The 22526-nt window shown below is 65.2% G+C and carries 19 protein-coding genes and 2 pseudogenes; 3 read left to right on the top strand and 18 right to left on the bottom strand.

Annotated elements, in window-relative coordinates:
• Positions 1 to 4 precede the first annotated feature (4 nt).
• The 3 genes from FB459_RS09460 to FB459_RS09450 form a co-directional block, all read right to left on the bottom strand.
• Entirely contained in the window at positions 5 to 562 is a 558-nt protein-coding gene (locus tag FB459_RS09460) for a DinB family protein (protein ID WP_141928286.1), read from the bottom strand.
• A 96-nt stretch (positions 563 to 658) separates the two neighbouring features.
• Positions 659 to 1648 carry a hypothetical protein gene (locus tag FB459_RS09455; protein ID WP_141928285.1) on the bottom strand — a complete coding sequence of 330 codons (990 nt, stop codon included), beginning with the start codon at positions 1646 to 1648 and terminating at the stop codon, positions 659 to 661.
• Positions 1649 to 1686: 38 nt separating this feature from the next.
• Positions 1687 to 3804 (bottom strand): sensor histidine kinase, encoded by a 2118-nt coding sequence (locus FB459_RS09450; protein WP_141928284.1) that lies wholly within the window; start codon positions 3802 to 3804, stop codon positions 1687 to 1689.
• Between the two features lie 246 nt (positions 3805 to 4050).
• Here FB459_RS09450 and FB459_RS18230 point away from each other — a divergent pair.
• A pseudogene (locus FB459_RS18230) lies at positions 4051 to 4341 on the top strand (ATP-binding protein); the annotation flags it as partial.
• 362 nt (positions 4342 to 4703) lie between these two features.
• Positions 4704 to 5045, top strand: a complete 342-nt coding sequence (locus FB459_RS17800; RefSeq protein WP_246092401.1) for a hypothetical protein — start codon at positions 4704 to 4706, stop codon at positions 5043 to 5045.
• 646 nt (positions 5046 to 5691) lie between these two features.
• Here FB459_RS17800 and FB459_RS09440 read toward each other — a convergent pair.
• The 14 genes and pseudogenes from FB459_RS09440 to FB459_RS09375 all read right to left on the bottom strand — a co-directional run bounded on the left by FB459_RS09440 (position 5692) and on the right by FB459_RS09375 (position 20325).
• Positions 5692 to 6312 carry a hypothetical protein gene (locus FB459_RS09440; protein WP_141928283.1) on the bottom strand — a complete coding sequence of 207 codons (621 nt, stop codon included), beginning with the start codon at positions 6310 to 6312 and terminating at the stop codon, positions 5692 to 5694.
• Positions 6313 to 6564: 252 nt separating this feature from the next.
• Complete coding sequence (locus FB459_RS09435) at positions 6565 to 6933, bottom strand: very short patch repair endonuclease (RefSeq protein ID WP_141929497.1); 369 nt, start codon at positions 6931 to 6933, stop codon at positions 6565 to 6567.
• A 38-nt stretch (positions 6934 to 6971) separates the two neighbouring features.
• Positions 6972 to 8837, bottom strand: coding sequence for a DNA (cytosine-5-)-methyltransferase (gene dcm, locus FB459_RS09430; RefSeq protein WP_141928282.1), 1866 nt, complete (start codon positions 8835 to 8837; stop codon positions 6972 to 6974).
• Between the two features lie 389 nt (positions 8838 to 9226).
• Positions 9227 to 10927: an ABC transporter ATP-binding protein gene (locus FB459_RS09425; RefSeq protein ID WP_170221816.1), complete on the bottom strand. Its 1701-nt coding sequence runs from the start codon at positions 10925 to 10927 to the stop codon at positions 9227 to 9229.
• Between the two features lie 22 nt (positions 10928 to 10949).
• Entirely contained in the window at positions 10950 to 13994 is a 3045-nt protein-coding gene (locus FB459_RS09420) for a type 2 lanthipeptide synthetase LanM family protein (protein ID WP_141928280.1), read from the bottom strand.
• A 309-nt stretch (positions 13995 to 14303) separates the two neighbouring features.
• The gene (locus FB459_RS09415; protein ID WP_141928279.1) at positions 14304 to 14942 is read right to left on the bottom strand and encodes a hypothetical protein; all 639 of its coding nucleotides are present in this window, start codon (positions 14940 to 14942) and stop codon (positions 14304 to 14306) included.
• A gap of 83 nt (positions 14943 to 15025) precedes the next feature.
• A complete protein-coding gene (locus FB459_RS09410) occupies positions 15026 to 15943 on the bottom strand; it encodes an ATP-binding cassette domain-containing protein (RefSeq protein ID WP_211345165.1) in 918 nt (305 codons plus the stop codon).
• A gap of 241 nt (positions 15944 to 16184) precedes the next feature.
• A complete protein-coding gene (locus tag FB459_RS09405) occupies positions 16185 to 16427 on the bottom strand; it encodes a hypothetical protein (protein ID WP_141928278.1) in 243 nt (80 codons plus the stop codon).
• Between the two features lie 56 nt (positions 16428 to 16483).
• Positions 16484 to 16783 carry a hypothetical protein gene (locus tag FB459_RS09400; RefSeq protein ID WP_141928277.1) on the bottom strand — a complete coding sequence of 100 codons (300 nt, stop codon included), beginning with the start codon at positions 16781 to 16783 and terminating at the stop codon, positions 16484 to 16486.
• Positions 16784 to 16792: 9 nt separating this feature from the next.
• A complete protein-coding gene (locus FB459_RS09395; RefSeq protein ID WP_141928276.1) occupies positions 16793 to 17662 on the bottom strand; it encodes a hypothetical protein in 870 nt (289 codons plus the stop codon).
• On the bottom strand, positions 17623 to 18051 hold the full coding sequence (locus tag FB459_RS09390) for a hypothetical protein (RefSeq protein ID WP_141928275.1): 429 nt from the start codon (positions 18049 to 18051) through the stop codon (positions 17623 to 17625). Before FB459_RS09390 ends, FB459_RS09395 begins: the two co-directional genes overlap by 40 nt.
• Positions 18048 to 18748, bottom strand: a pseudogene (locus FB459_RS17795) (ATP-binding cassette domain-containing protein). Before FB459_RS17795 ends, FB459_RS09390 begins: the two are co-directional and overlap by 4 nt.
• Before the next feature lie 535 nt (positions 18749 to 19283).
• Positions 19284 to 19694 (bottom strand): nuclear transport factor 2 family protein, encoded by a 411-nt coding sequence (locus tag FB459_RS09380; protein ID WP_141928273.1) that lies wholly within the window; start codon positions 19692 to 19694, stop codon positions 19284 to 19286.
• Positions 19684 to 20325, bottom strand: coding sequence for an HAD-IA family hydrolase (locus FB459_RS09375; RefSeq protein ID WP_141928272.1), 642 nt, complete (start codon positions 20323 to 20325; stop codon positions 19684 to 19686). Before FB459_RS09375 ends, FB459_RS09380 begins: the two co-directional genes overlap by 11 nt.
• Before the next feature lie 187 nt (positions 20326 to 20512).
• Between FB459_RS09375 and FB459_RS09370 the strand changes: the two genes are divergently transcribed.
• The gene (locus FB459_RS09370) at positions 20513 to 21127 is read left to right on the top strand and encodes a ScbR family autoregulator-binding transcription factor (RefSeq protein WP_141928271.1); all 615 of its coding nucleotides are present in this window, start codon (positions 20513 to 20515) and stop codon (positions 21125 to 21127) included.
• On the opposite strand, the gene FB459_RS09365 is transcribed toward FB459_RS09370, so the two are convergent.
• The gene (locus FB459_RS09365) at positions 21118 to 22035 is read right to left on the bottom strand and encodes an AfsA-related hotdog domain-containing protein (protein ID WP_141928270.1); all 918 of its coding nucleotides are present in this window, start codon (positions 22033 to 22035) and stop codon (positions 21118 to 21120) included. The two genes, FB459_RS09370 and FB459_RS09365, sit on opposite strands and share 10 nt — an antisense overlap.
• Positions 22036 to 22526: the final 491 nt, after the last annotated feature.

Genomic DNA, 22526 nt, shown 5'->3' with positions numbered 1-22526 from the left:
GCGATCAATCCCCCGTGGAACCATCGATTTGTTCTCTGAGCAGATCCAAGTGCCCGGCATGCCTGCTGTACTCCTGAATGAGGTGCAACAGGATCCAACGCAGCGCGTACGACGGCGCGTCAGCGTCGGGAGTTTGGCCGGGATCTTCAGATCCCGCCCGTACCCCCACCCGGTCGAAGTCCAGCACCGAGTCGTAAACGTCGTCGGCAACCCGTGTGGCCCTGTCGTAAAGAGCTAGTACCTGCTCCCCGGATTCTCCCCTTGTATCCCACTCCCACTCGGCGTCTGTGCCCCGTCGGGAAGCCCAGGGTTCCTGGATCAACTCGTATGGAATTCCCCGGAACACCGCCTCAGCCCACTTGACCTCCACCCAGCTGAGATGTTTCAGAATCCCGCCAACGGTCAGGGCAGAGGGATGACCTGAAAGTCGAGCACGAAGCTGTCCGTCGCTCAGTCCCTCCGCCTTGCGCCTGACCACTACCCGCTGGTATGTCAGATATTCGCGCAACATGGGCTGTTCCCGGCCCGTTCCACTGATCACAGGCAACTCTGTGAACATCATGTCTTCATCACGCCCTTCTTCACTATTTCCAAGCCGTCAAGACCGCTTCCCTCGCCGAAGGAGTCGATGTCCGTGCCGGCGTCGGGGCGACCCGGGTCAGTTACCAAGTCGATCCTTGTCCAGGGTCGGCGTCCCGACCCTGCCCGCATACTGCCCGTAACGGACGAGAAGGGCTTCTGCGAAGGGGGCGTCAAGCGTGGCCTCGATCGTTCCCCGCGCGGTGGACGACCACCATTCACACGGTTCGGAGCGCACGTGCTGGAGGTCCACCACCAACTCGGGGATCGGGCCGTGCGCCGCCAGGTGGAAGAACCGGGGTTTCGAACCGGTCGCGACGTCGTTCCGGTGTTTGATGCCCATCTCCTCCAGCGGCTTCGCACGCAGCAGTCGAATGAACCCGGCTTTCCTCTTGCCACCGCGCATCACCAGGTCACACGCCGGGGTCGCGACCACCCACCACTCGTCGTCGCGGTCCCGGAGGACGGCACCGCATTCCGGGTCCTGCGACATCGGGGGAACCAAATACATTCGTGACGGTCCCGCACCGGTCGCTCCCTCCGGTGCGAGACGGTCGAGTCGAGCGGCTGCCCGCCGGAACACCTGCGAACGCAGGTCTTCCGGCGTCTCGTCCGATGGTCGATCCGCTTGGGACCACATGAAGTTACGCAGTTCGTCGCGTACCGCACCCTTCACGTCACGCGCAGCGGTGACGGCTCCGGACTCGATCAGATCCCGCACGGCGACATCGAGTTGTTCTGTGTGTTCCTTCGGCACCACCCGCACGAATCGGAGGTCGCGCAGTTCGGCGCCGATATCGCTCGCGTACGCCGTATAGAACACGGTTGGCACAAAGCCCCAAGACTTCATCGTCCCGAACAATTGCAGACCACGGTCGTTCCCGGGGATGTGGTCGGACTGGCCGTCGCGAAGGTCGACGATCGCGAGGTCGAACTCACGACTCCTGGACGCGGCTGCCGCTGCCTCGAAACTGTCGTAACAGTCCGGGTCGAAGCTGAGACCGGTGTCCTCCGAGACCACCTCCAGCCGATCCGTCACCGTCTCGCGGGCACTGGCTTGGTCGTCCACGACGAGGACCCTCAGCGCCTCCGATGAATCCATTCCCGTCATACGTGCCTCCCAAGGGTGAGTTCGAAGCTCGCCCCACCGAGCTCCGGGTGTTCGGAGAGGGTGAGTGCCCCCCCGTAGTTGTCCGCGATGCTGCCGACGATTGACAGCCCGAGCCCTACACCGTTGGATTTCAACGAGAAGTAGGGGTCGAAGATGTGCCCTTCGTACTGGGGGTCCACTCCCGGACCGTTATCGGATACGCGAATGAGTACCTGGTCGTCCGCAACCCTGGTGAACGTGACCCGAACGGCCTTGTCCCGATTGCCGGACCCGGATAGCCAGTAGAGGGCGTTGTTGATGAGGTTGACGACGGCCAAGATGATGTCCGATTCCGCCCATCGCACCCTGGTGTCGTTGCCCTCGACCGTGATGGTCGCCGTTGGGCACAGCGTCGTGTCGCTCGCCCTGACCGCTTCATTGATGGCACGCATCGCGTTGACGTTCGCGGGCCGACCACGTTTGCGGCCGCTGAGCGGGTCGAGCCCGTCGAAAAGGGCGCCGAGCAGCGACGCCTGCGATTCCACCGTCGAGAGGAGCTCGTCACGGCGTTTGGTGATTGCGTTGTCGTCGGACCTCTCGACGGCACGCGACAGCAGGTTGGCCTTGTTCCGTAGCGGAGCGATCGCGTTGCGCCCCTCGTGCACGACCCGATCGACGAGTTGTCCGAGCGTCGCGTGCATCTGGAAGCGGGTCAAGGTGTCCTTGACAACCTGGACTGCTCCCGAGATCAACTCGGCTCGGCGCTCGACTTCCGCGATGACTTCCGCCTTTGCACCGTGGGATCTCAGAACGTCGGGAAGGTCGTCGATGGTCAGGTTGTCGAACAGGCCGCCTGTCGGCTCGGCCGGCTTCTCCCGGCGTCGCAGGCTGACCCGCAACGCCTCCAGCTCGGCGGTCAGAGTTGTCACCATGGTTCGCAGGTCGTCGTAGGCGACGTTGTCGATGAGCCCCTCCCTGTTCGACTGGTCCTGCAACAGCGGGTTCCGCGAGTGTGAGAGGAAGACGAAGCCGATGATCTGGTTGTTCGACACCCTCATCGTGGGTTGGTTCACCCGTCGCAGGTCGAGGCCGAGCCAGTCGTCGCCGCGCTCGCCGTACGGGAACAGCCGGAAACCGTCCCGGTACATGCTTACGCCCGCCATCATCGCGAGCTGACGGCGGAAGTCCCGCACGCCCATCGTCGGTGCGGCGAGGTCGATGCCCTCACGGTCTAGGTCCCACGCACGGATCTCGACGGTGAAGGGGCCACACACGGGTTTCCGGTCGGCCGTCCAGAGATGCCGGGTTTTTGACCGTGGTACGAGGTCCGGGTGTTGTCCGTCGAATTCGATGACGGCGTCGCCCGATTCGTCCACCGTGGCACGCAGCCGGTACAGCGGGGCGGTGGTGAACTGCGGCGGTCCGACCTCACCGGCCAAATCCTCGAATTCGCTCGGAAGCGACAGAACGATTCTGAAGTCGGACCGTGTGCCGACCGTCGCGGGAGCGACGAGACGCTGCAGAGCCCGCTGGATCTCAGCTACGTCATCATGCGTCCACGCCTGCGTCTCACCGGTGATCGTCAGCATGGTGCCGTACGAGCCTTCATGCTCGACCCCCGCCTCGTCGCGCAGTCGGCTCGCCCGACCGTAGGGGCCGAGGTCGTCCGATTCGCCGGTCGTCACGGCCACCTCGATCTGGTCGAGGTACAGGTCGGGGTTCCTGAACTGCGCCCAGTCGATCATCAACTGGCATTCCTCGTGACCCCGTCGACGGGTGGTGACCATGAGTTCGCTGCCCAACCGCGACGCGGCCAGTCGGCCAACACCCTTCTCCCCCAGCAGGGGGCGGCCCTTGCTCTCGCTCAGCCGGGTCTTGACTTTCGCGGTTCCGGCCAGGTCCAGCCAGCCGGAGGTCAGTTCGTCAAGCGTCATTCCGTGACCGTCGTCGAGCACGACTAGTTCACGGCCCGTGCCGGATTCAGCGGGTCCGTATGCGATGAGGCACGTCGTCGCGTCGGCGTCGTACGCATTCTTGACGAGTTCGACGAGCGCGACGCGTTCGCTGCTGATGAGGTCGGCGCCGAGTGTGCCCACGATCCGGGCTCGTGGGCGGAACGGAGCGGACTCGGGCATGGGACCCCCTTCGATACAGACCGTTTGGACTGTTTTATAGCATGGATACGGTTCTACTCAACTGTTTGCCGTCCGGATGGCGCACATGATGTTCCGCCACTCGCGACGCTTCCTCGGATATCGTGCCGCCAACATGACAGCTTCAAGGGGAAGCAATTGAATCGGCGAGACAGCTTTGACATCGTCCCGGACGCGTCGCGCACGATCGAGTCGCTGCGCGACATCGGGTACGACCTCAATCAGGCGGTGGCGGACCTGATCGACAAAAGCATCAGTGCGGGTGCCGGGAACATTGCGGTCGACTTCCACCACGAGCCCGGAGGATCCTCGATACGGATCGCCGACGACGGGTCCGGCATGGACACGGCACAGATCACCGAGGCGCTCCGGTATGGCGCCAAGCGGGATTACGACGATGACGACTTGGGCAAGTTCGGGTTCGGACTCAAGACGGCCTCGACCGCGATGTGCCGTCGGGTCGAGGTCGCCTCCCGTATCGCTCCGGAACGGGCACGCATCGAGACACGGGTGCTCGATCTGGACCACATCGCGAGGACGAATCGTTGGGAAGTCGTCACCCTGCCGGTCGACGAACGTCCGGCCCATCTCATACAGCCGTTGCAGAGCACGACGGGCACCGTCGTGCTATGGAAGAAGCTCCACCGGATCCTGAAATACCGGGACCCGTACGGCGGCTGGGCCCGCAAACATGTGATGAGTCTCTTGGACTCACTGGACCAACATCTGTCCATGGTTTTCCACCGCTCCTCGCGCAGCAGGTGGGCGGGCGCAAGAGACTACGAATCACCCTCAATGGGAATGGGCTGCAGCCCTGGGACCCCTTCTGTGTTTCCGAACCGGCGACGCGGGAGATCAGCACCGACTTCCTATGGATCCACGTGGGCTCCGAACCGCAGATCGTCCGGGTCAAGTCCTACGTGCTACCCGACAAGGCCAGCTTCTCCACCACCGAGGCATTCAACGCAGCTGCCGGTCCGAACAAATGGAATCGCCATCAGGGGTTCTACGTGTACCGCGCCGACCGCCTCATCCAGTGGGGCGGTTGGAGTCGCCTGCGCACGCTGGACGAGCACATCAAGCTCGCCCGGATCGCGATCGACTTCAAACCTGCACTGGACCCCGCGTTCCATATCAACATCTCGAAAGCAGTCGTGGTGATCCCAACCGAGATGCGCGAGGAGTTGAGCACCATCGCGTCCAGAACTGTGTCGGCGGCCTAGGCGGCCTACCGACGCAAAACCCCCACACCGCAACCCCCGCCAAGGACGCGCCCCTCCCCCACACCGAACCGCGATCCCGAATCAATGACAACGGCGACTGCGACGCCGATCACCCCCGACCCCATCCCCCGACCCCATCCCCCGGCGTTGGCCGACGGACCCCGCTTTCGAACCGCGTACCGCTCCGACGACCGAAACCGGCGTCGCCGGCGCCCTCACACGTGCGGCTCACCGCATCGGGGATGTCGAAGCGTTGCACCGGATCCGGATGGACCTGACACGTAACAACCCGGAGGTGGCCCGTGAGCTCGGCTGGTGACGCGATCGACAAGTTGTGCCACATCGTCCGTCTGACTATGGAGATCAGGGGCACCGACTTAGACGGCGCCGTGGCGGAACTGGGCCCGGTCGTCCCCGACGGGATGACGGACAAACTGAGACAATGCATGCTCCATGACAGCACCGTCCTGCTACGGCCGGCCTCCCCGACCGTCCTGTCCGGGGGTGGGCCGCAGGACTGGGGGATTACGACCCGTCCGCCGGCGACTACTGGCTTCGTCTGCGCGCCTATCTCACGGAAGCGGTGGACCGACGAGCACCCGAGGTCGACGCACTGGACACCTCGACCGACATGATCCTTCGCCATCTACCCCCGCCGGGTCGCGGGGCGCCCTTCGGAACGCGAGGCCTCGTGTTGGGTCACGTGCAGTCCGGCAAAACCGGGAACTTCAGCGCTCTCATCGCCAAGGCCGCCGACGCCGGTTACCGCATCGTCATCGTACTGTCGGGAATCCACAACAGTTTGCGCCTGCAGACGCAGCGGCGGTTGGAGCGTGAGCTCGGACGCACGGGGGCCGGTGGGGTCGGGGAACCACGGGCCGGACATCACTGGCAATGGATGACCGATTCCACCCCGTGGGGCGACTTCAACCCGGGAACGGTCGACAACCACGCGATGCTTCAGGGCAATCAGGCGGTTATTTTCGTCGTAAAGAAGAACGCCTCCCGCCTGAGACGGCTCAACGAGTGGATCGGCGATGCGGTCCCCCGTGGCGTGCCCGTCCTGGTAATCGACGACGAGGGCGACCAGGCATCCGTCAACACCGGCGGCAATCGCACGTCCCCGGCGGTCGAGGAGGATGAGCTCCTCCTCGACGACGTCGACCTGTCGGATACGGATGTCGAGGCCGGTGCAAATGCCTCGAGCGAGCTGGCACCGAGCATCATCAACGCGGAGATCCGCAAGCTGTTGGACCGCTTCGGACAATATGCGTACGTCGCCTACACCGCGACTCCGTTCGCGAACGTGCTCATCGCTCCGTTGGTCACCGACTCGGATGCGGGCGAGGATCTGTATCCCCGGGATTTCATCATCAACTTGCCGCCACCGCCACGGGACCTGTACGTGGGCGCCGAGCGACTTTTCGGCCAAGAGTCCCCTAACCCGGACCAGCCCGACACCGACCCGCTCGGGGTGATCCGCAGTGGCGTGGCTCGGGGCCCGGGAACTGATCGGCGATCAGCCACGCACGACACGCACGGTGCGCTCGACGGCGCTCTCCGTGGGTTCGTGTTCCCAGACCCTGAGGACGGTCCAGCCGGCGACCCGCAACAGGTCATCGGTCTCGGCGTCCCGTGCCCGATTCGAGTCGATCTTGGCCAGCCACCACGAACTGTTCGTTCCCGGCCGGACGAAATGCTCCTCGCAACCGTGCCAGAAGCACCCGTCGACGTGGACGGCAACCCGTTGCCGTGTGAACGCAATATCCATCGTTCTGCGTGGCGCACCGGGAACCGGCACATGTACCCGGTACCGCAGGCCGGCCCGATGAAGCGCCCGACGAAGCCTGATCTCCGCTGATGTGTCGCTGGTCCGTTGTACGGCCATCCGGAGGCTGACGGCGGGTTCGGGATTACCGGGGGAACTCACGGCTTCGACGACGGGCAGAATTCCTTCAACGGGCACGAGCCGCACAACGGGTCGCTGACACACGTCGTGACACCAAGCAGACGCAGTGCCGCCATACGTGCTGCTGCACCATCGCCCGCCCCGACCAGGCGGGCGATCCGGGCGCGACCATCGGTCTGGCGATTCACTGTGTTCGACGGATCCTGACCGTGCATTCTCGAGGCGACGCGTTGAGCGGGGCTCCCCGACCAGATCAGGTCGACACCCCTCATGACGGCGAGCAACATGGCCTCTGATTTGCCCCACCCCGCTGCGTCGACGAGGTTGACGGGGTCGGCGAGCAGTTCCGGACGTCCGACGACCTGCTCGAGCCGCCCTTCGAGGCGGCGGCGGCTGGACCCTGCTCGCGCGAGAATCGCGAGGAACCGTTCGGCATCGAGTGGTCCGTACGCGGCACCGAACACTGACTGGAGCGCGTCACGGGGTGCGCCCCCCAGGACGGATGCGACGGCATGCTGGGTGACGCTGATGCGGGGTCCGGGCAGGTAGTACTTGGCAACGGGGTCCTTCTGCTGCTCCCCGACCCAGAGGTCGAGGGCTTTCCTGGTACAGGCCCAGTGCGGCAGGTCCCCGATCGTGGCGCGGCCCTCCACCGGGAGCACGGCCCGGGCGACGGCAGCACCGAGCATCGGGGGCACCGCATTGCCGATCTGCTTGAACGCGTCGCTTCGCGTCCCCGCGAATCGGAACGTGTCGGGGAAGGTCTGCACGCGCGCCGCTTCACGCACGGTAATGGTTCGGTGCTGGTGGGGGTGGATGTACCAGTATCCGTCCTTGGCGATGTGCGCCGTGATGGTCCGACTCAAACCATTCGCGTCGAGCCGCTTGTACTTGTCACGAAACGTGTCCGCCGCGTAGCGGCGCTTCGACTCCTCGATATCGCTGTACAGCGTCGTCGTGGTCATCGAGGCGAAGACGTCATGGTCGTCCACACGCACGCGGCGGGTGTGGTGGTCGTGCAGCGTCGGTCCGGCACCGCGTCGCATGAGTTTCTGGAATGGGGTCGTGGCGGGACCGCGGTAGCCCATCGCGGCCGCTCCGATCGCCTCGAGCGGGGTCACCTCGAGCGGGGGAAGATCCCCGATGGCGTCACCGAGCGTTGTCTGCGAGGTCGCCTTCGGCCAGTCGAAGCGGTCGATGTCGCGGCGGGCGAGGAGGATGAGGCGCCGTCGATGCTGCGGCACCCCGTACCGCCACGCCTCGACTATCCGGTAATCGGTCGCATAGCCGAGCGCCTCGAACCTGCTCTCCATGACGCGCAGCACCCGGAAGTCATCCGACAGCCCCATGTCGGGGACGTTCTCCATGATGACCGCTCGCGGCCGCAGCCGGGTGACGACGTCCATGTAGGCGGCCCACAACTCCTTGCGCCGATCACGGGGATCCCGACCGGCCCGGTCCACCAGTGAGCGAATCTTGCTCCGCCCCGCCCGGCTGAACGGCTGGCAGGGCGGGCCGCCGGCAACCAGATCGATGGTCGCGTCCTTCAACGCATCGACGAGGATGTCCCGATCATCCGAGCTGCCCAGGTCGAGTCCGACGGAAGCACCCGGGAAGTTGGCCCGGTGCGTCTGGAGGGCACGTTCGTCGTTGTCCACCGCGACAGCCGTCGTCCAACCCGCATCGATGAGGCCGTGACTGAGACCGCCGGCCCCGGAGAAGAGGTCGACCGCGAGTCGATCGCCGCGGTGCGCGGTCAGCCAGGCACCGAGTTCGTCGAAGTCGCAACTGTCATCGTGGGGAGCGAGTTCGACGCGAGCACTACGTTGCAGCGGAACACCGTAGAACCGCGAGGTCACTTCTGTGGCGGGAAGGATGCTCATGCTTGTCTGTCGCGTGTCCTCGGTGGTGGTCGGTGCGGTGGCTCCGGGGAACCTTCCGGCAGGGTATTCAACGGGAGGCTCTGAGTCATCGCGGCACGGCGGGAAGAGGTGAACTGCGTCGGTTTCCGATTCTGCTGTCATGGTGACGTGGTGCGACGGGTGGTCTGCGCGTCCGGCTATGGGAGAGGAACCTGCCACCCGCCACCGACAACCCCGTCGGCGAACCTCGGGCGACACGCTACCGCCCCGAGGCTCGGCACCCCACTGTGCCGGGGTCGGGTACATGCGCTGCCGGATACTCACACCCCAGTGGTCCGACGGGTCCGTAATCCGTCACGGTCGGGACTTACCCCACAGCCAAAGCAGGGGGCCTGCGTCCCGACCATTGGTTAAGGGTTGCGGATACACCCCTTCTCCCTGCCGTCACCGGCGTCGTACCGCGTCACGACCCGGCCGCGATCGACCGAGTACACCGTGCAGGCATTCCTGATCAAGGAAGGGCGATGTGCGACCACGACCACCGCCTTCACCGCTGCCAGCGATTGCAGGGCCCGGGTTGTCGCGTTCTCGTTCTCCTCGTCCAACGCCGATGTCGGCTCGTCGAACAGGACGATGTCCGCGTCCCGTAACAGTGCTCGCGCAATCGCCAGTCGCTGCATCTCACCACCGGACAGTCCCGTCGCTTCGTCAACAACGGTGTCCAAACCGTGCGGCAGGGACTCGACCTTTTCCCGCAGGTTCACCTTCTCCAGCGCGCACCACACGGATTCGTCACCCCCTCCCCAAGTCGTCGCTCCGAGCGTGAGGTTCTGCCTGAGGGCGACATTGAGGAGGGTCGGCCTTTGTTCGACCAGGCTCACTCGGGCGCGGCGCTCGGCAACCGACCACGCCTCGATCGGATGACCGTGAATCGTGATACGTCCCGAGGTGAGTGGAAGGAACCCCTCGATGACGTTCAGGATCGATGTCTTTCCGGCGCCGCTGGGCCCGACGAGCGCGACCATGCCCGTACGAGGCACCTGCAGCGTGACACCGCGAAGCACATGGTGCTCGTTCACTTGAACCCGCACGTCCTGGAACGAGAGTGCCGGCTCGTCATCACTCGGTTCCGCCCTTGACGCCGGGGCCACGCCGCTGGCCTCCGGCGGAAACCGCAGGACCTCGTCCATTCGTTCGATGGCACTGTGCGCCAGCTGGATTCGGCCCAGACTCTGGGCGATCGTGACCAGCGGGCCAACCAGTTGGAACAGGTACATGAGGAATGCGACGAAGTGCGCGAGCGACAACGCCCCGGAGCTGACACGCAAACCGCCGACCGCCAGCACACCGACAACCGCCACCTGCTGCGCAACACCGGCCAGTGGAGTGATGCAACTTTGTGAAAGGGCGCCCCGAACCCCGCTCGCCGCGACTTCCTCGACGTCCGATCGGATCCGCTCCAACATGGTCGATTCGGCACCGAACGCCTTCACCGTGGTGACCGAGGCCATGACCGATTGAAACTGTTGCGTGACCTGACCGAGGGCGGCCTGCTGCCGAAGGCCCGCACGACGGGTACTTCGCAGGAATGTCCGCATTGACAGCGATGCGACGAGGAATGTCGACACCACCACAACGAAGAGCACCCAATCCAGCCAGATCATCACCGCCGTGAACGCGCACGCCGACAGGGCTGACACCGGCAGACCGGAGGCGAGGACATCGGTGTATGTCCTCATCTGTCCCGCATCGCCCACGATCCGGGAGGTGATCTCGCCGGTCCCCGCTGTGCGCAAGGTGGTCAGGTCGGTCGTCAGTGCCCGGCGAACCAGTTCCATGCGAGTCCCGGCAACCGCCAATTCACCGACGGACGTCACCAGGAACGACGACCCAGCTCCGGCAACGGCACCGACAACCGATACGAATGCCACGATGATCAGGTCCGCCCAAGCCGACCTCCCACCGGCAAGTTCGCCGATGGCGCCGGCGACGAGGAGAGGGGCAGCCACCGCGCAGGCGGCGCCCGTCAGTGCGAGAGTGGCCGCACCGGCAAGTCTTGCTCGGCCCCGACCAAACTCCGCCCGCACCAGAGCAACCGTGGGACTCGTCATGATGTCGCCACCGCTCGGGTGGTCACCCGCGGGCGTCCCGCTGGAGGGCCGGACCCAACTCCAATGCCAGCACGTTCGGCACCAGGTCGGGACGACTGAACCGTGCCAGCGCATACATCAGGCCGGCGTGACCCACCATGAGGCCCGGTGCACGTCGTACCGGGAAACCGAGCCCGGGCACGGGTTTGTCGCCGGCAACCGCACCGAGCGTCCGTCCCCAGTACGCGGCGACCGTCGGGTGGTTCGCCCCGAGAACGTCCTGCAGGATGATCGCGTTGCCCGGGGCACCATGGCACAAGGAGTCGTTGGGCGGCAGGGCAGCGATCGCAAGCCGCTCCGCGGCGACGTGAGCGTGGTTGTTCCACGTCGTCGACCCGAGCGCCGCTCCGGCCCCCTTACGTCCGAGGGCGATCCCGCCCGCACCATGGCACCAGTGAACGGGCAACGCCTCGGGGTGGTGGTCTCCCGTCTCCGCCCGCAGGTCCTTCCAAAGTCCGGTACGTTCGTCCAGGTGCAGGTCATCGAACAGGAGGCCGCGCTCGGCGAGCTCCGCACACTCCCCATGCGTGACCGAGGCACGCGCCAGTGCCCAGGCGATACCCGTGGCCCCGTGCGAGAAGCCCCCCAGCGCCACCCGGGAGTCGCCGACCGGCCACCCGATGGCGTTCGTACCCGCGATTCCTTGCGCTCCTCGCCTGAGCCGTTCCGCGGCCGCGCCCACCAGGTGATCGAACGCGGCGGCGCTGCACATTTCGGCGTCACGCAGGGCCGCGCCGACCGCGAGTGCTCCAGCGATCCCGGAGGACAGATCCAGGTAGGAGTCATCGGCGGCACTTTCGGCGGCAACCCGCACGAACCGTTGAACGGCGGGACGCCACGTGTCGTCACCGGTTCCCAGCTCGTAGTGGGCCACCGCGTACGCGAATCCCGCTGCGCCACTGAAAGCGCCCACGGGGCCACGCGGGCTATCGCACCAACGATCCAGCTCCGCGACGACGGGAGTCAGCGCGCGACGGGCGAGGCTTTCGATGGCCGCCGACTCTTTCGGACGAACAACTGCGGCCGAGACCAAGGCCGTGGAAACCCCCGCGAGCCCGTCGAAGAGCCCCGGGCCGACCGGCCGCAGTTCAAGGATCCCGCTGTTCGTACTGCTGGCCATACCGATCCAGGTCGCGTCATCGGTTCCGACCACGGCGTTACTGACGTACTTCTGTATGAGACTGTCGAGAAGCGCGTCCGCGAAGCCGCTCGGCGGTTCGTGGTCCCAGGGTCGCTCCCGCGCGCCCACCCCCGGTTCGCTCACGGCACACCCCACCGAGTCCTCGATGAGTTCAAGCTGCGTTGCGACCCTCGCCGGAGCGAGCCCGCGGAGCCGGGTCTCAACCAGGTCCCTGGGTGACATCCCGCACACCGACCCGGTCGGCCCGAGATCGGAGACGAGCTGCGTGCCGTCCGAGCGAACGCTGAAGTATGGGATATCGCCCCGGAGGAGTTGGTCGACCTCGTGGTGGACCAGTCCGGTGCCGACGTACGCGGCGTTCCCGTACTTGTAGAGGCGGTTGTACTGGTTCTCCCGCGCCAGCATCGATCGCAGGTAGGAGGGATGCCTCACCTCGTGCTGTAGCAGCGCGTAGATCCGTGTGGGTCGTACCACAATCCGAACGTGGAACGCCGACGCATCGAGGATCGCAAGAACCTCGGACGCGCTGCTCCTCAACGCACCGCACCGTTCCACGAAGCCGCGTGTTATCGCAGCACGATGGGCGGCGATCGTGGTCTTGGTCGAGTCGACCGGTTGGTTCTGCCGGGCCCCGGAGTTGCCGGACGTCATTTCGGTCACCATCGTCCCGTCGTCCCGGCGGCGGTAGACCTCCACCTCGCCACGGACCGATTCCAGCCCACCGGTCAACGCACTCACGTCGAGATCGGCCGCGGATGTGGCTGCCACGACCGGAAGCAACCCTGCCCCCATCACGCTGGCGTTCAACCACTCGGTCGCAAGTTGTTGGGCAGCCAAGCCGTTCCGTGCTGTCGGTGACGCACTGAAGAATGTCTCGACGTCGACCGCCTTCGGGCCGGCGCTGGTGGCGACCACGTTCTCCAGGTGAAGGTCCCGGCTACCGCACGTCCACCCCAATCCGACGAGCGACCCGAACTGTTCGTAGTACGCCTCGGAAGCCCGACCGTCGTGGTGTGCGAACTCGACCCACCCGTAACCGGTTCGGTTCATGGACCGCGGCACATGGGTCGCACCCACGACCTCGCCGATCCGACGCGCCGCCGCGAAGGCGCCGCAATCGTGGGGACGGAACACGACCGTGCCACCGGTCGTCTCCAGGATGGCGACGGATTGCCCCCTGTGATGGGTGTCCCCGACACCGGCCCGGACCCGGATCAGTTCCCCCGTGCCGATGAACCCGTTTCGCAGGAGATCGTCCCTGTCCCGGACGAACGACTCCAGGATGCGGACGATCGACGACGCCGCGTCGCCGAGGGCGCGGACGATGTCCAACGCCGCCACCGGGTACTTGATGAGGAACTCCTCCCGTGCCCCAACCTCAACCAACCCGGATTCGAACCCCGACCGTGCCGACTCGGCGGCCAGCGGACGAATGCATTGGTTCAGGACGGCGGCGGCTGCATACTCCGCCAACTGTGGGCGCAGCACCGATGAGTCGTCATGATCCGTCGTCACCGCAACGACCCCGAGCAGCCAACCGACGAAAGGGCGGACGAAACCGTCGAAGGGAACCTGTTCGAATCGTTGTGAACCGACGTTTGCGGCCAAAGCGCCCTGGTACGGAGCAGCCGAGACCATCTGGTTCAGGCGCTCGACCCAGTCGAGTGCACCCGGACCGGGCTCCCAGTGTCCCGGCGTGAGGCGTTGTACGAGTTCGGTGGTCGTCAGCCCGTGGTGGCGCAGGTACTCCGTGAAGGCCTCGTCGTCGGTGAGCCAGGGTGATCGCCATGCCTCCACGGTTGCGCGGATCTCATCCGGGTCGACGGCGCCCGTTCCTCGCCGGTCGTCGACGGGTAATGCGTCCATGAAATCTAACGGATTGAGCATGCCGACCTCCGATGTGTTCCAATACAGCGACTACTGGAACTCGGACAGTTCGAGTGTCCGAGTTCCAGTCGTCGCATGTTCCTACGTCAGCGGCAGGCGCAGACGAACGTTCCGCACTCGATGGTGAGGGTGCAGACCCAGCCGGAGCGCTCATCGACGGTGCGACGAACTCGTCGAACGCTGCGTCGATGGCGCCCTGCTGGCTCGGCGCGACACTGACGTCCGGAGTGACACTCCATGCCTTGGTGTTCATGTACTTCTCCTTCTCGTGTGATCTTTCGTGGTGTCACGGACTTGGTTGCCCGCGTTCTAGAGGTCACGGCGACGCATCCACAACCCGATGAGGGAAACGACGGTGACACAAAATCCGTAGAAGTAACCGAGGGCGGGGAGGGGCTGTCGCGGCGGATCGCCGAACTGGGCGGGGTTGGTGAACATGACCGAGTTCATGAACGGCAACCACGCACGAACTGCATCGCCGATGCCCGGCAGGGCCGGAGCCAGGGGCTCGATTGCCTGTACCCAGATGATCACGGCGGCCACACCCAGGCCGGTCCGTCCGATAACGAGCCCGACCGCGCAAGACAGGGCTGCGGCAGCGAAGTACACGGGGCACAAACCGATCGTGGCGCGCAGTACTGCCGCATCGCTGACGTCGAGGTCGGTCCCGGCTCCTCCGATCGCGAGCATGATCGCACCGGAAACCGCCCCGATGCCGGAACCGATCAAGCCGACTGAGACGACTTTGCAGAGGTAACCGAGACCACGATTGGGGTTTGCCAGCCGAGTGGTCCGTAGCGTGCCGAACTGCACATCGGATGTCGCGGAGACGACACCGAACGCCATCACGATGAGCAGGCCCAGGCCCGACCCCACGCCAAGACCTCCCGGTGTCGGGTGGTCCGCGGTGAGAACCTGCAGTGCCCCGAGTCCGACAACCGCGACCACCGACGCGACAATGCACGCCCACGAGGACCGCAGGCTGAGCGATTTCAGCCATTCGGAGCGGACTTGATCAATGGCGACTGTTGTCATCGCTGCCCACCACCACTGACGTATTCGACGTGGTCCTGGGTCAGACCGAGCACCGCGTCCTCCAGCGTGTGGACCTGTCGGCTCAGCTCGAGTACCGCAACACCCGCCGAGTGGCACGCCCGTCCGATGTCGTCGAAATCCCCGCCGCCGCTCACGGACAGATGGTCACCACCGTCGGTGACACACCACCCTGCCTCGCGGAGCACGCGCGCCGCGGTCCCCGCTGCCCCTTCGATGCGCAGCGTTGCCGCGGTACCGCCGGTCCGTGACACGAGGTCGGTGACGGGGGCTTGGTCCAACAAGGTTCCCTGTGCGATGAGGACCACATCATCCGCGACGAGCTGGAGTTCCGTCAGCAGGTGGCTGCTCACGACAATGCATTTCCCATCGGCTGCGGCGGCCCTGAGGAAGGTGCGCATCCATCGGACACCTTCCGGGTCGAGCCCGTTGAGTGGCTCATCCAGGATCAGATGTTTCGGGTCGCCGATTAGGGAGACCGCCAATCCCAACCGTTGCCGCATACCGAGGGAGAACGACGACACGCGATCGTTGGCGACGTTCGTCAGTCCGGTCAGGTTCAGGACTTCCTCGCAGCGTTGCTTCGCGATCGAGCTCGCTGCGCAGATCCATCTCAGGTGCGCGGACGCCGTTCGGCCGGGGTGGACCCATGCCGGGTCGAGCATGGCACCGAGGACCGTCATCGGCCGGAGCAGGCGGTCGTACGATTGGCCGTCGATATGGGCCGTTCCCGCGTCCGGTGTGTCCAAGCCGGCGATGCAACGCAGTGTTGTCGATTTTCCCGCGCCGTTCGGTCCCACGAACCCGGTAACTGCGCCATCACGGGCGATGAAGCTCAACTCGTTCACGGCAAGGCGATCCCCGTAGCGCTTAGTCAGCCTCTCGACTTGGATCACTTGCCCTCCTCCGCAGGCCGTTCCGTGCTTGCACGACCTATCGTTGCACCGCATCCGACATTTGTCAACCATCCAGTTGGTTTTTTCTTGACGCCGATGACCGCGGCGCCGAGGAGCACATCAGAACAGCGAACGCTCTCGAAGGCCACTGCCGCTACATCTGCGCGACCGGCCACGAGCCTGCAGCAGCTCGCGAACCATCACGGAGCGCATTCCGCCCTCGTCGCCGTTCCTCGACCGTTCAGTCGCCGTCCCCGGTCGGACGGCAAGTACTCGCAGCCAGGTACGGGTGCCGTCCGCTGCCCGCAGTCAACCCGGCCACTGGCAGGAGGATGGCGGCGACCATGGCGACATCACCGGAGGGCGGCGCCAGGGGTATGGACCAGAGCGACTGTTCGCTGCCGAGCAGACCACAGACGATGGCGTATGCGATCGGTGCCGCCGACGCGGCATCGACGATCAGTGCCCTGACCAGGAGCCCCACCGCGACTTAGACGAACAGGTTGCGAGCCGCAAGGAACAGCAACGTCTGCCCGCCGATCATCCACCGAGAACCCAGATCGTCGCGATGAGGGCGGTCGACAGCATGACGGTGAGGCCATCAAGCAGTCCGACGCGGCGCACGCTCAGAGCTTCTGCGGTCACGAGCCGTGGCCGGGAGGCGATCAGGATTCCCGCGGCGACCAAGGCGGGCGCGAGGAGCGCGGTCGGGATCGGTGCACGGCCGGCCAGTTGTGGCAGGGGCGTCGGGCGACTCCCGGCGAACAGGACGAGCAGCGTCCCGACGGTCGTGAAGACCACCGCAGCCACACCGATCCGTGCTCGGATCCATAAACGCATCCGGCGGCCTCACATGGCCGGCAACCGGCCGCAGCCCGGTACTGCGGTCACGATCTGGTTCATCGCGGATACCTGCTGATGCATCGGTCTGGCCTCGAGCCCGCGTAACCATTGCCGGACCTGACCGGGATCGGTTGCGGCCGTGGAGTCGATCGGGACACCCAGACGGTGAGCCCACCAACCGGCGACCACGACCGTCACGGACCAGTAGAGTTCCCGGTCCACCCTCTTCGTCAGGCGCACACGCTGGAGGCATTCCTCGGACGGACGCGGTGTGAGGGCACCCAACAGTTCACCCGTCCGTTCGGACGCCGTGGCACCGGGCTCCAACGACACCACCCCCTCCATCGGCCGCGCCCGCCCCGATTCGGTGACCCGTCGCGGGTACCGCGCGCCCGTCCGACGCGCGTCCGCACCGACCCGCGCAAGGATCGCAGCCGCCTCGCTGCGAACCTGCTCGTGCTCGGGCCATAGGCACAACTGCGTTCCGGATGCGTCCTGGCATCTCAGTCCCTGCCTGCGCGCATCCGTGGCCACCGCCGCCAGACCGGCTGCCAGGACCAAGGCCAGCGCGACACCCACCCCGACCGCGGGAACGCCGTGCACGAGGCGGAGGCCGCCGCCGTAACGGTGGGCGGAGACCAGAAAGGCACCGAACGCAACGGTGCACGTCAGCACGAGGAAGCCGCCGACCGCCCGCAGGGAAAGAGTCTCGGCGGTGGTACAGCAATTCGAGCTGACCACCACGAGATGACGCAACCAGACCGGTTCCATCGCCGGCGGGAAAGCCATCACCAGATACGGGATCAACAGGGCGATCGGCGCCGCCACCATGAGCCTCAGCCACGTTCCGACCGCGAACCCCAGGAGTGCGTACATCGTGGACGCAGCAAGTGTCGCCACCCCAAGGAGGGGGTGGGCCACGCGAGAACCCCACGCCCCGACGCGTAGATCGCACCCACGAGCAACACCGCGGCAGTGGTGGCCACGACCGGCAACGCGATCTGCCCGAGAATTCGAGCCACGGGTCCCCTGCGCCGGGAACCCGTGACCCTTGCCCCCTCGACCAGACGCCGCGCGATGATCGCACAGCACAACGCCAGCCACGGCATGACGATCACCCATGCGCCCGCGCCGGCTGTCTGCGCAGCCAAGGGAGAGTTACCCACCGCGGGCACCGCACTGTCGACGAACAGCAGCCCGAAACCGACCGCAATCGGCACAAGTGCCCACACCAGTGAGAACCACAGATGAGTGCGTGCCCTCACTGCTGCCCCTGCATCAGCCGCAGGTACCCGGCCTTCGCATCGCCGTCCCCGAGATCCCGAAGCTCCGCAACGGTCCCGGACCACAGCACGCGACCTCGACGGAGAACATGGACGTCCTCGAACTGCGCTGCGACGTCGGTGATCTGGTGGGTCGACATCAGGACGTCGACGGACAGACCACCGAGCACGTCCAGGAACACCGACCTCTGCTGCGGGTCCAGCCCCGCCGTCGGTTCATCCAGCAGCACCGCATCGCACCGGCCCGTCAACGCCTCCGCAAGCCCGAGCCGGCGACGTTCCCCACCGGACAGCGTGGTCACCCGATCGTGCAGTTTCGCCTCCAGTTGCACCTCCTTTATCAACCTGCGTGCATCATCGCCGGCCTTCCCCGTGTCGAGCCCCTTGAGCCAACCGGCGTACGTCACCTGCTCCAGCGCCGCCAGTCCACGTACGACCCCGACATCCTGTGGCAGGTACCCGATCCGGCGGCAAGCCTGTTGCCGACGTCGCGCACACCGAACCGAACCGCGCCGGCCGAGGGACGCAGCAGCCCGACCCCCAACCGCAGCAACGTCGAATTGCCAGCCCCGTTGGGTCCCAACAACAACGACCGCCGACCGAAGCGGACATCCAGACCGTCGAAGATCAGTCGTCGCCCCCGAGCGAAACGAACACCCTCGAAAACCAGCGAAGCCATCCCCCGGGCGCTCAGTACGCAACCCCGACGTAGCTGGCATTCATCCTGTCCTTCGCGCGATCGGTCCCGTCAACCTTCACGACGGTGAAGTGGTGCTTTCCTGCCTTCAGCCGACCCCACGAGTCCCAGTCGTCCGTTGAGCAGTAGAGAGACCGCTGACCCAAGTTCTCGTCCGGAGTCCACGTGTTCTCGTACGTGACCTGGACTGTGACATTGCTGAATGACGACTAGGGCGTGACGTAGCGGCATCCACGGAATCGGATGGTTGTCGCATTCGATGTGGTGTTGTGGTCCGTCCATGTCCGGGAGGATTAGGGCGGAAGTATTCCGGACAGCGTGGAGGTCCAACTGCCTTCCCAAGCGAAAGCCGGCGCCGTCATCAGTGTGGTGACGATCGAGCTGCCTGCAATCAGTGCACTTCGCCGGCTGAGTACGTTAATCTTCGCTTCCCGGGATCCTGGCGTCATCGTGACGCAAGAAACATACCCGTCATCTGGTTTGTCCCGGCGTACCGAACCTTGCGGCGATCCGACGATCAGGCGAGTGCTGCGTAGAACCGGTCCAGGCCTTCGACATCCGACAGATGCGTGGACACCGCCGCGACCAACCCATCCCGGACTTCGAAGACGAGGGCGAGCGACTCGTCCAGTTCCACCGGCTGGTCGGCGGAGTTGTGCAATGTCACGACCACGGTGCTGTGGCCAACCATCACGTCCCGCAGGCGGCTGTTCAGAGTTGCCGCGTTGATCGCACGAGCCGTGTCGACGACGGCCTCGACGCCCTCTTTCCTGCCCGAGACGGATGACGTACCGGGGAGCGTCCAGACGACGCCGGGGTGCAGAAGTTGACGCACCGTTGACCAGTCCTCGGAGCGAAACCCCGCGAGCAACGCCGTCACCACACCCACGTCCGCCGAGTCGACAGTCGCGAACCCATTATCCGTCATTCCGCTCTCCTTCGTTTCCCAGGACTTTCGTCAGATCAGCGTCCGCCTGCACCGCGCTGGTGAAGTGCACGGCCAACCACCCGGCGGCCCTTGCACCTTGACAATTTTCGATCGAGTCGTCGACCAGGACATGCCGGGCCGTCCGGGTCGTCACGGTGCACTCGGCGGCCGCGAAGATTGCCGGTTCGGGCTTTCGGCAGCCGGCCTGAGCCGAGGTGAGGACAACGTCGAACGTGACTGCCGGGACCATTCGTCGCCATGCCGACGCCCAACTGGGCGGCATGTTGCTCAGCAACCCCACGGACACTCCCGCCCCCCGAACAGCTCGGAGCACTGCGAGCCATGGCTCGTTCACCGGACGGTCGACGAACCATGGCCCTGCCAGCGCGGTCTGCGGGACGGATACCCCGAGATGCTTGCCGAGCCGACGGCACCACTCGCCCTCCGGCATTCGTCCCGCTTCGATCATGGCCAAGGGCTCCGCCGTCCCGAGTTCGCTCGCGAGCATGGTCAACGCGGAGGTCATGCGAGCCGTGGACACCCCGAGTTCACCGGCAAACGCGGGCAGGCTCTCCCGCGGCCCCGGTACGACGACTCCGCCGAAGTCGGTCCAGACGATGACCGGATTCACAGCAGTCCCCTATCGTGAGTCGGTGGTCATGCCCTTAGGTCGCTCCGGCGTACTCGGCTACTAAATCACGGCGCTGGTTTGTTTCGTGGGCTAGGGCGCGCCGGCCTGACCTCGGAGTTCAGTCCACTGGACACTCGGGTGTCCGCTATCCTTCCAACACCCACACGCGCAACGGAGCAACAAGTAGATGCCAGAGCTGCAGCAGTCCAGGGCCATCGCAACCCGCGAGAAGATCTTGCGTGGCGGTGCCGAGGTGTTCTCGAAGAAGGGGTACGAGGGCACCACCGTCGCCGACATCCTCGTGGCCAGCGAGGTCACCAAGGGTGCCATGTACTTCCATTTCCCATCCAAGGAACACTTGGGGCGAGCCATCGTCACGATCCAGACCGACGTGATCGACAGCTTCGAGGTCTCGAATGGACAACCTGCGGCCCAACACCTGATCGACGTGAGTTTCCGCTTTGCCAAGGCCCTCCTGACCGATCCCCTGATGCGGGCATCGGTCAGGATGGCCACGGAAGGGCATGGTTTCGACCAAGAGCAGCATCACACTTTCGAAACATGGCTCCATCTCGGATCCGACCTCGCGCAGAAGGCGATCATCGAGGGGGACATTCGGAGCACGTGGACCGCCCTACAGGTTGCCGAAACCCTGACCGCGGCTGTGAACGGCGCGCAGCAGTCCTCGCTGATCTTCAGCCAGTACGCCGACTTGGTCGAACGGCTGTGCGCGCTCTGGAAAATGCTCGCGCCCGGGCTCTTCACCCCGAAAGGGATGAAGACACTCCGCCTTCATCCCTGACCGGCCATCGGAGCACCACCGAGGTCCACCCTGACAACCGATTTGGTCTCGGTTCCCTGCGTGAAGGTGGCATGCCACCCGTAGTCGTCGTCGTTCCATGTCACGTAACACGGAACATCCAGTTCGATGAATGTCGAGAACGCGGCCACCACTCTCGCGATCGGAAAACGGACCGCGAACTCGCCGATGAGTGGCACTTGGAGTGCTGCTTCGATGACCAGCAATCCCGGCACGTGGTCCAACGGGTGGTCGAAGAAGACCGGATGGTCCTGATCGACATGGAGGACCGGGACACCGCCGAGACGTCCCAGGCAGCCGTCCCGTCCGCGGGAACTCAAGGAACGGTTCGCTTCGACCTTGACGGATTCGATCAGCTTGTGGGCCCGCCCGCCTCGCAATCTCGCGTACAGCGGCTGCACCGCAAGCATTGAGATGCCCGTTGCCCGCGCGACATCCGAGTCGTCAACCCGGATTCTGATCGTCCAATGCTGTGTGTTCCGGATCCGTGCTGCGCACTCGACTTCGACGGTGAGGGACACTCCTTCTTCTGAAACGTCACGGATGGACGCGAACCCCAAGAACTCGACATCGATCTCACGCATCATGAACGCCGTTCCGAGTTCCACGCCCAGCAGGTGGTGCGCCGTCGCAATGACCGACTGCCGGACGGTCTCGATGACAATGAGCGGGGAATACGCACCCAGGCAGCGGAACACGGCGTCGATGTCGGGCGACCAGTGCACGTCGAGGGTCGCCATGGATGTGGTGGAGGTTCGTATTGCCCGGACGAGCACCTGTGCTGCCGATCTCTTGTGCACCCAGTTCTGCATCGTCACCGGCGATGCAGTCGTCGGACACCGGTCCTCCATGTTCGCTCCTAGCTCTCCCTTGCCGAACATGGAAAACATACCGTCGATCCCGTTGGTTCGTGCCGGCTAGCGGAAAAATTCCACTATGCGGTGTTCCCCGCCCGTCGGATCGGCGCATTGTTTCGGGGAACTATCCAACCGGGTTCAGAATGAAAGTAGGCGCCGGGAATCGGGACGAGGCGTAGTCGCAGACCGGAGCTCAGCGGTTCCCACTGACAGCTGATGGCCCGGGACTGTACGGAACCTCGGACGGACAGGACACACCCTTCAAACTGACCGACCCGACCACCTCGATCTGGCGGCACGCTCTCCCCCACCTTGCTTCCCCCGACCATGAGGTGGCCGCACGGTGGTAGTAGACAACGATGGGTATCGTCCGGCCCGAGGGCGAACCGGTCTCCCACGAAAACATGGGCGCCGGAACAAGGGCTCCCTGACCTCCGCCGAGTAACCGGTGCGCTGTGCGCGTCATCCGCGAGGTCTACCACCTGCTCAACCCCACTCCCAGGGCCGCCATCCCGGCCCGTTGA

It is taken from the genome of Yimella lutea (genome assembly GCF_006715095.1).
GTDB classification, from domain to species: domain Bacteria; phylum Actinomycetota; class Actinomycetes; order Actinomycetales; family Dermatophilaceae; genus Yimella; species Yimella lutea.
Note: the sequence above shows the minus strand (reverse complement) of the source record. Positions and strands in the feature narration are given on the sequence as shown.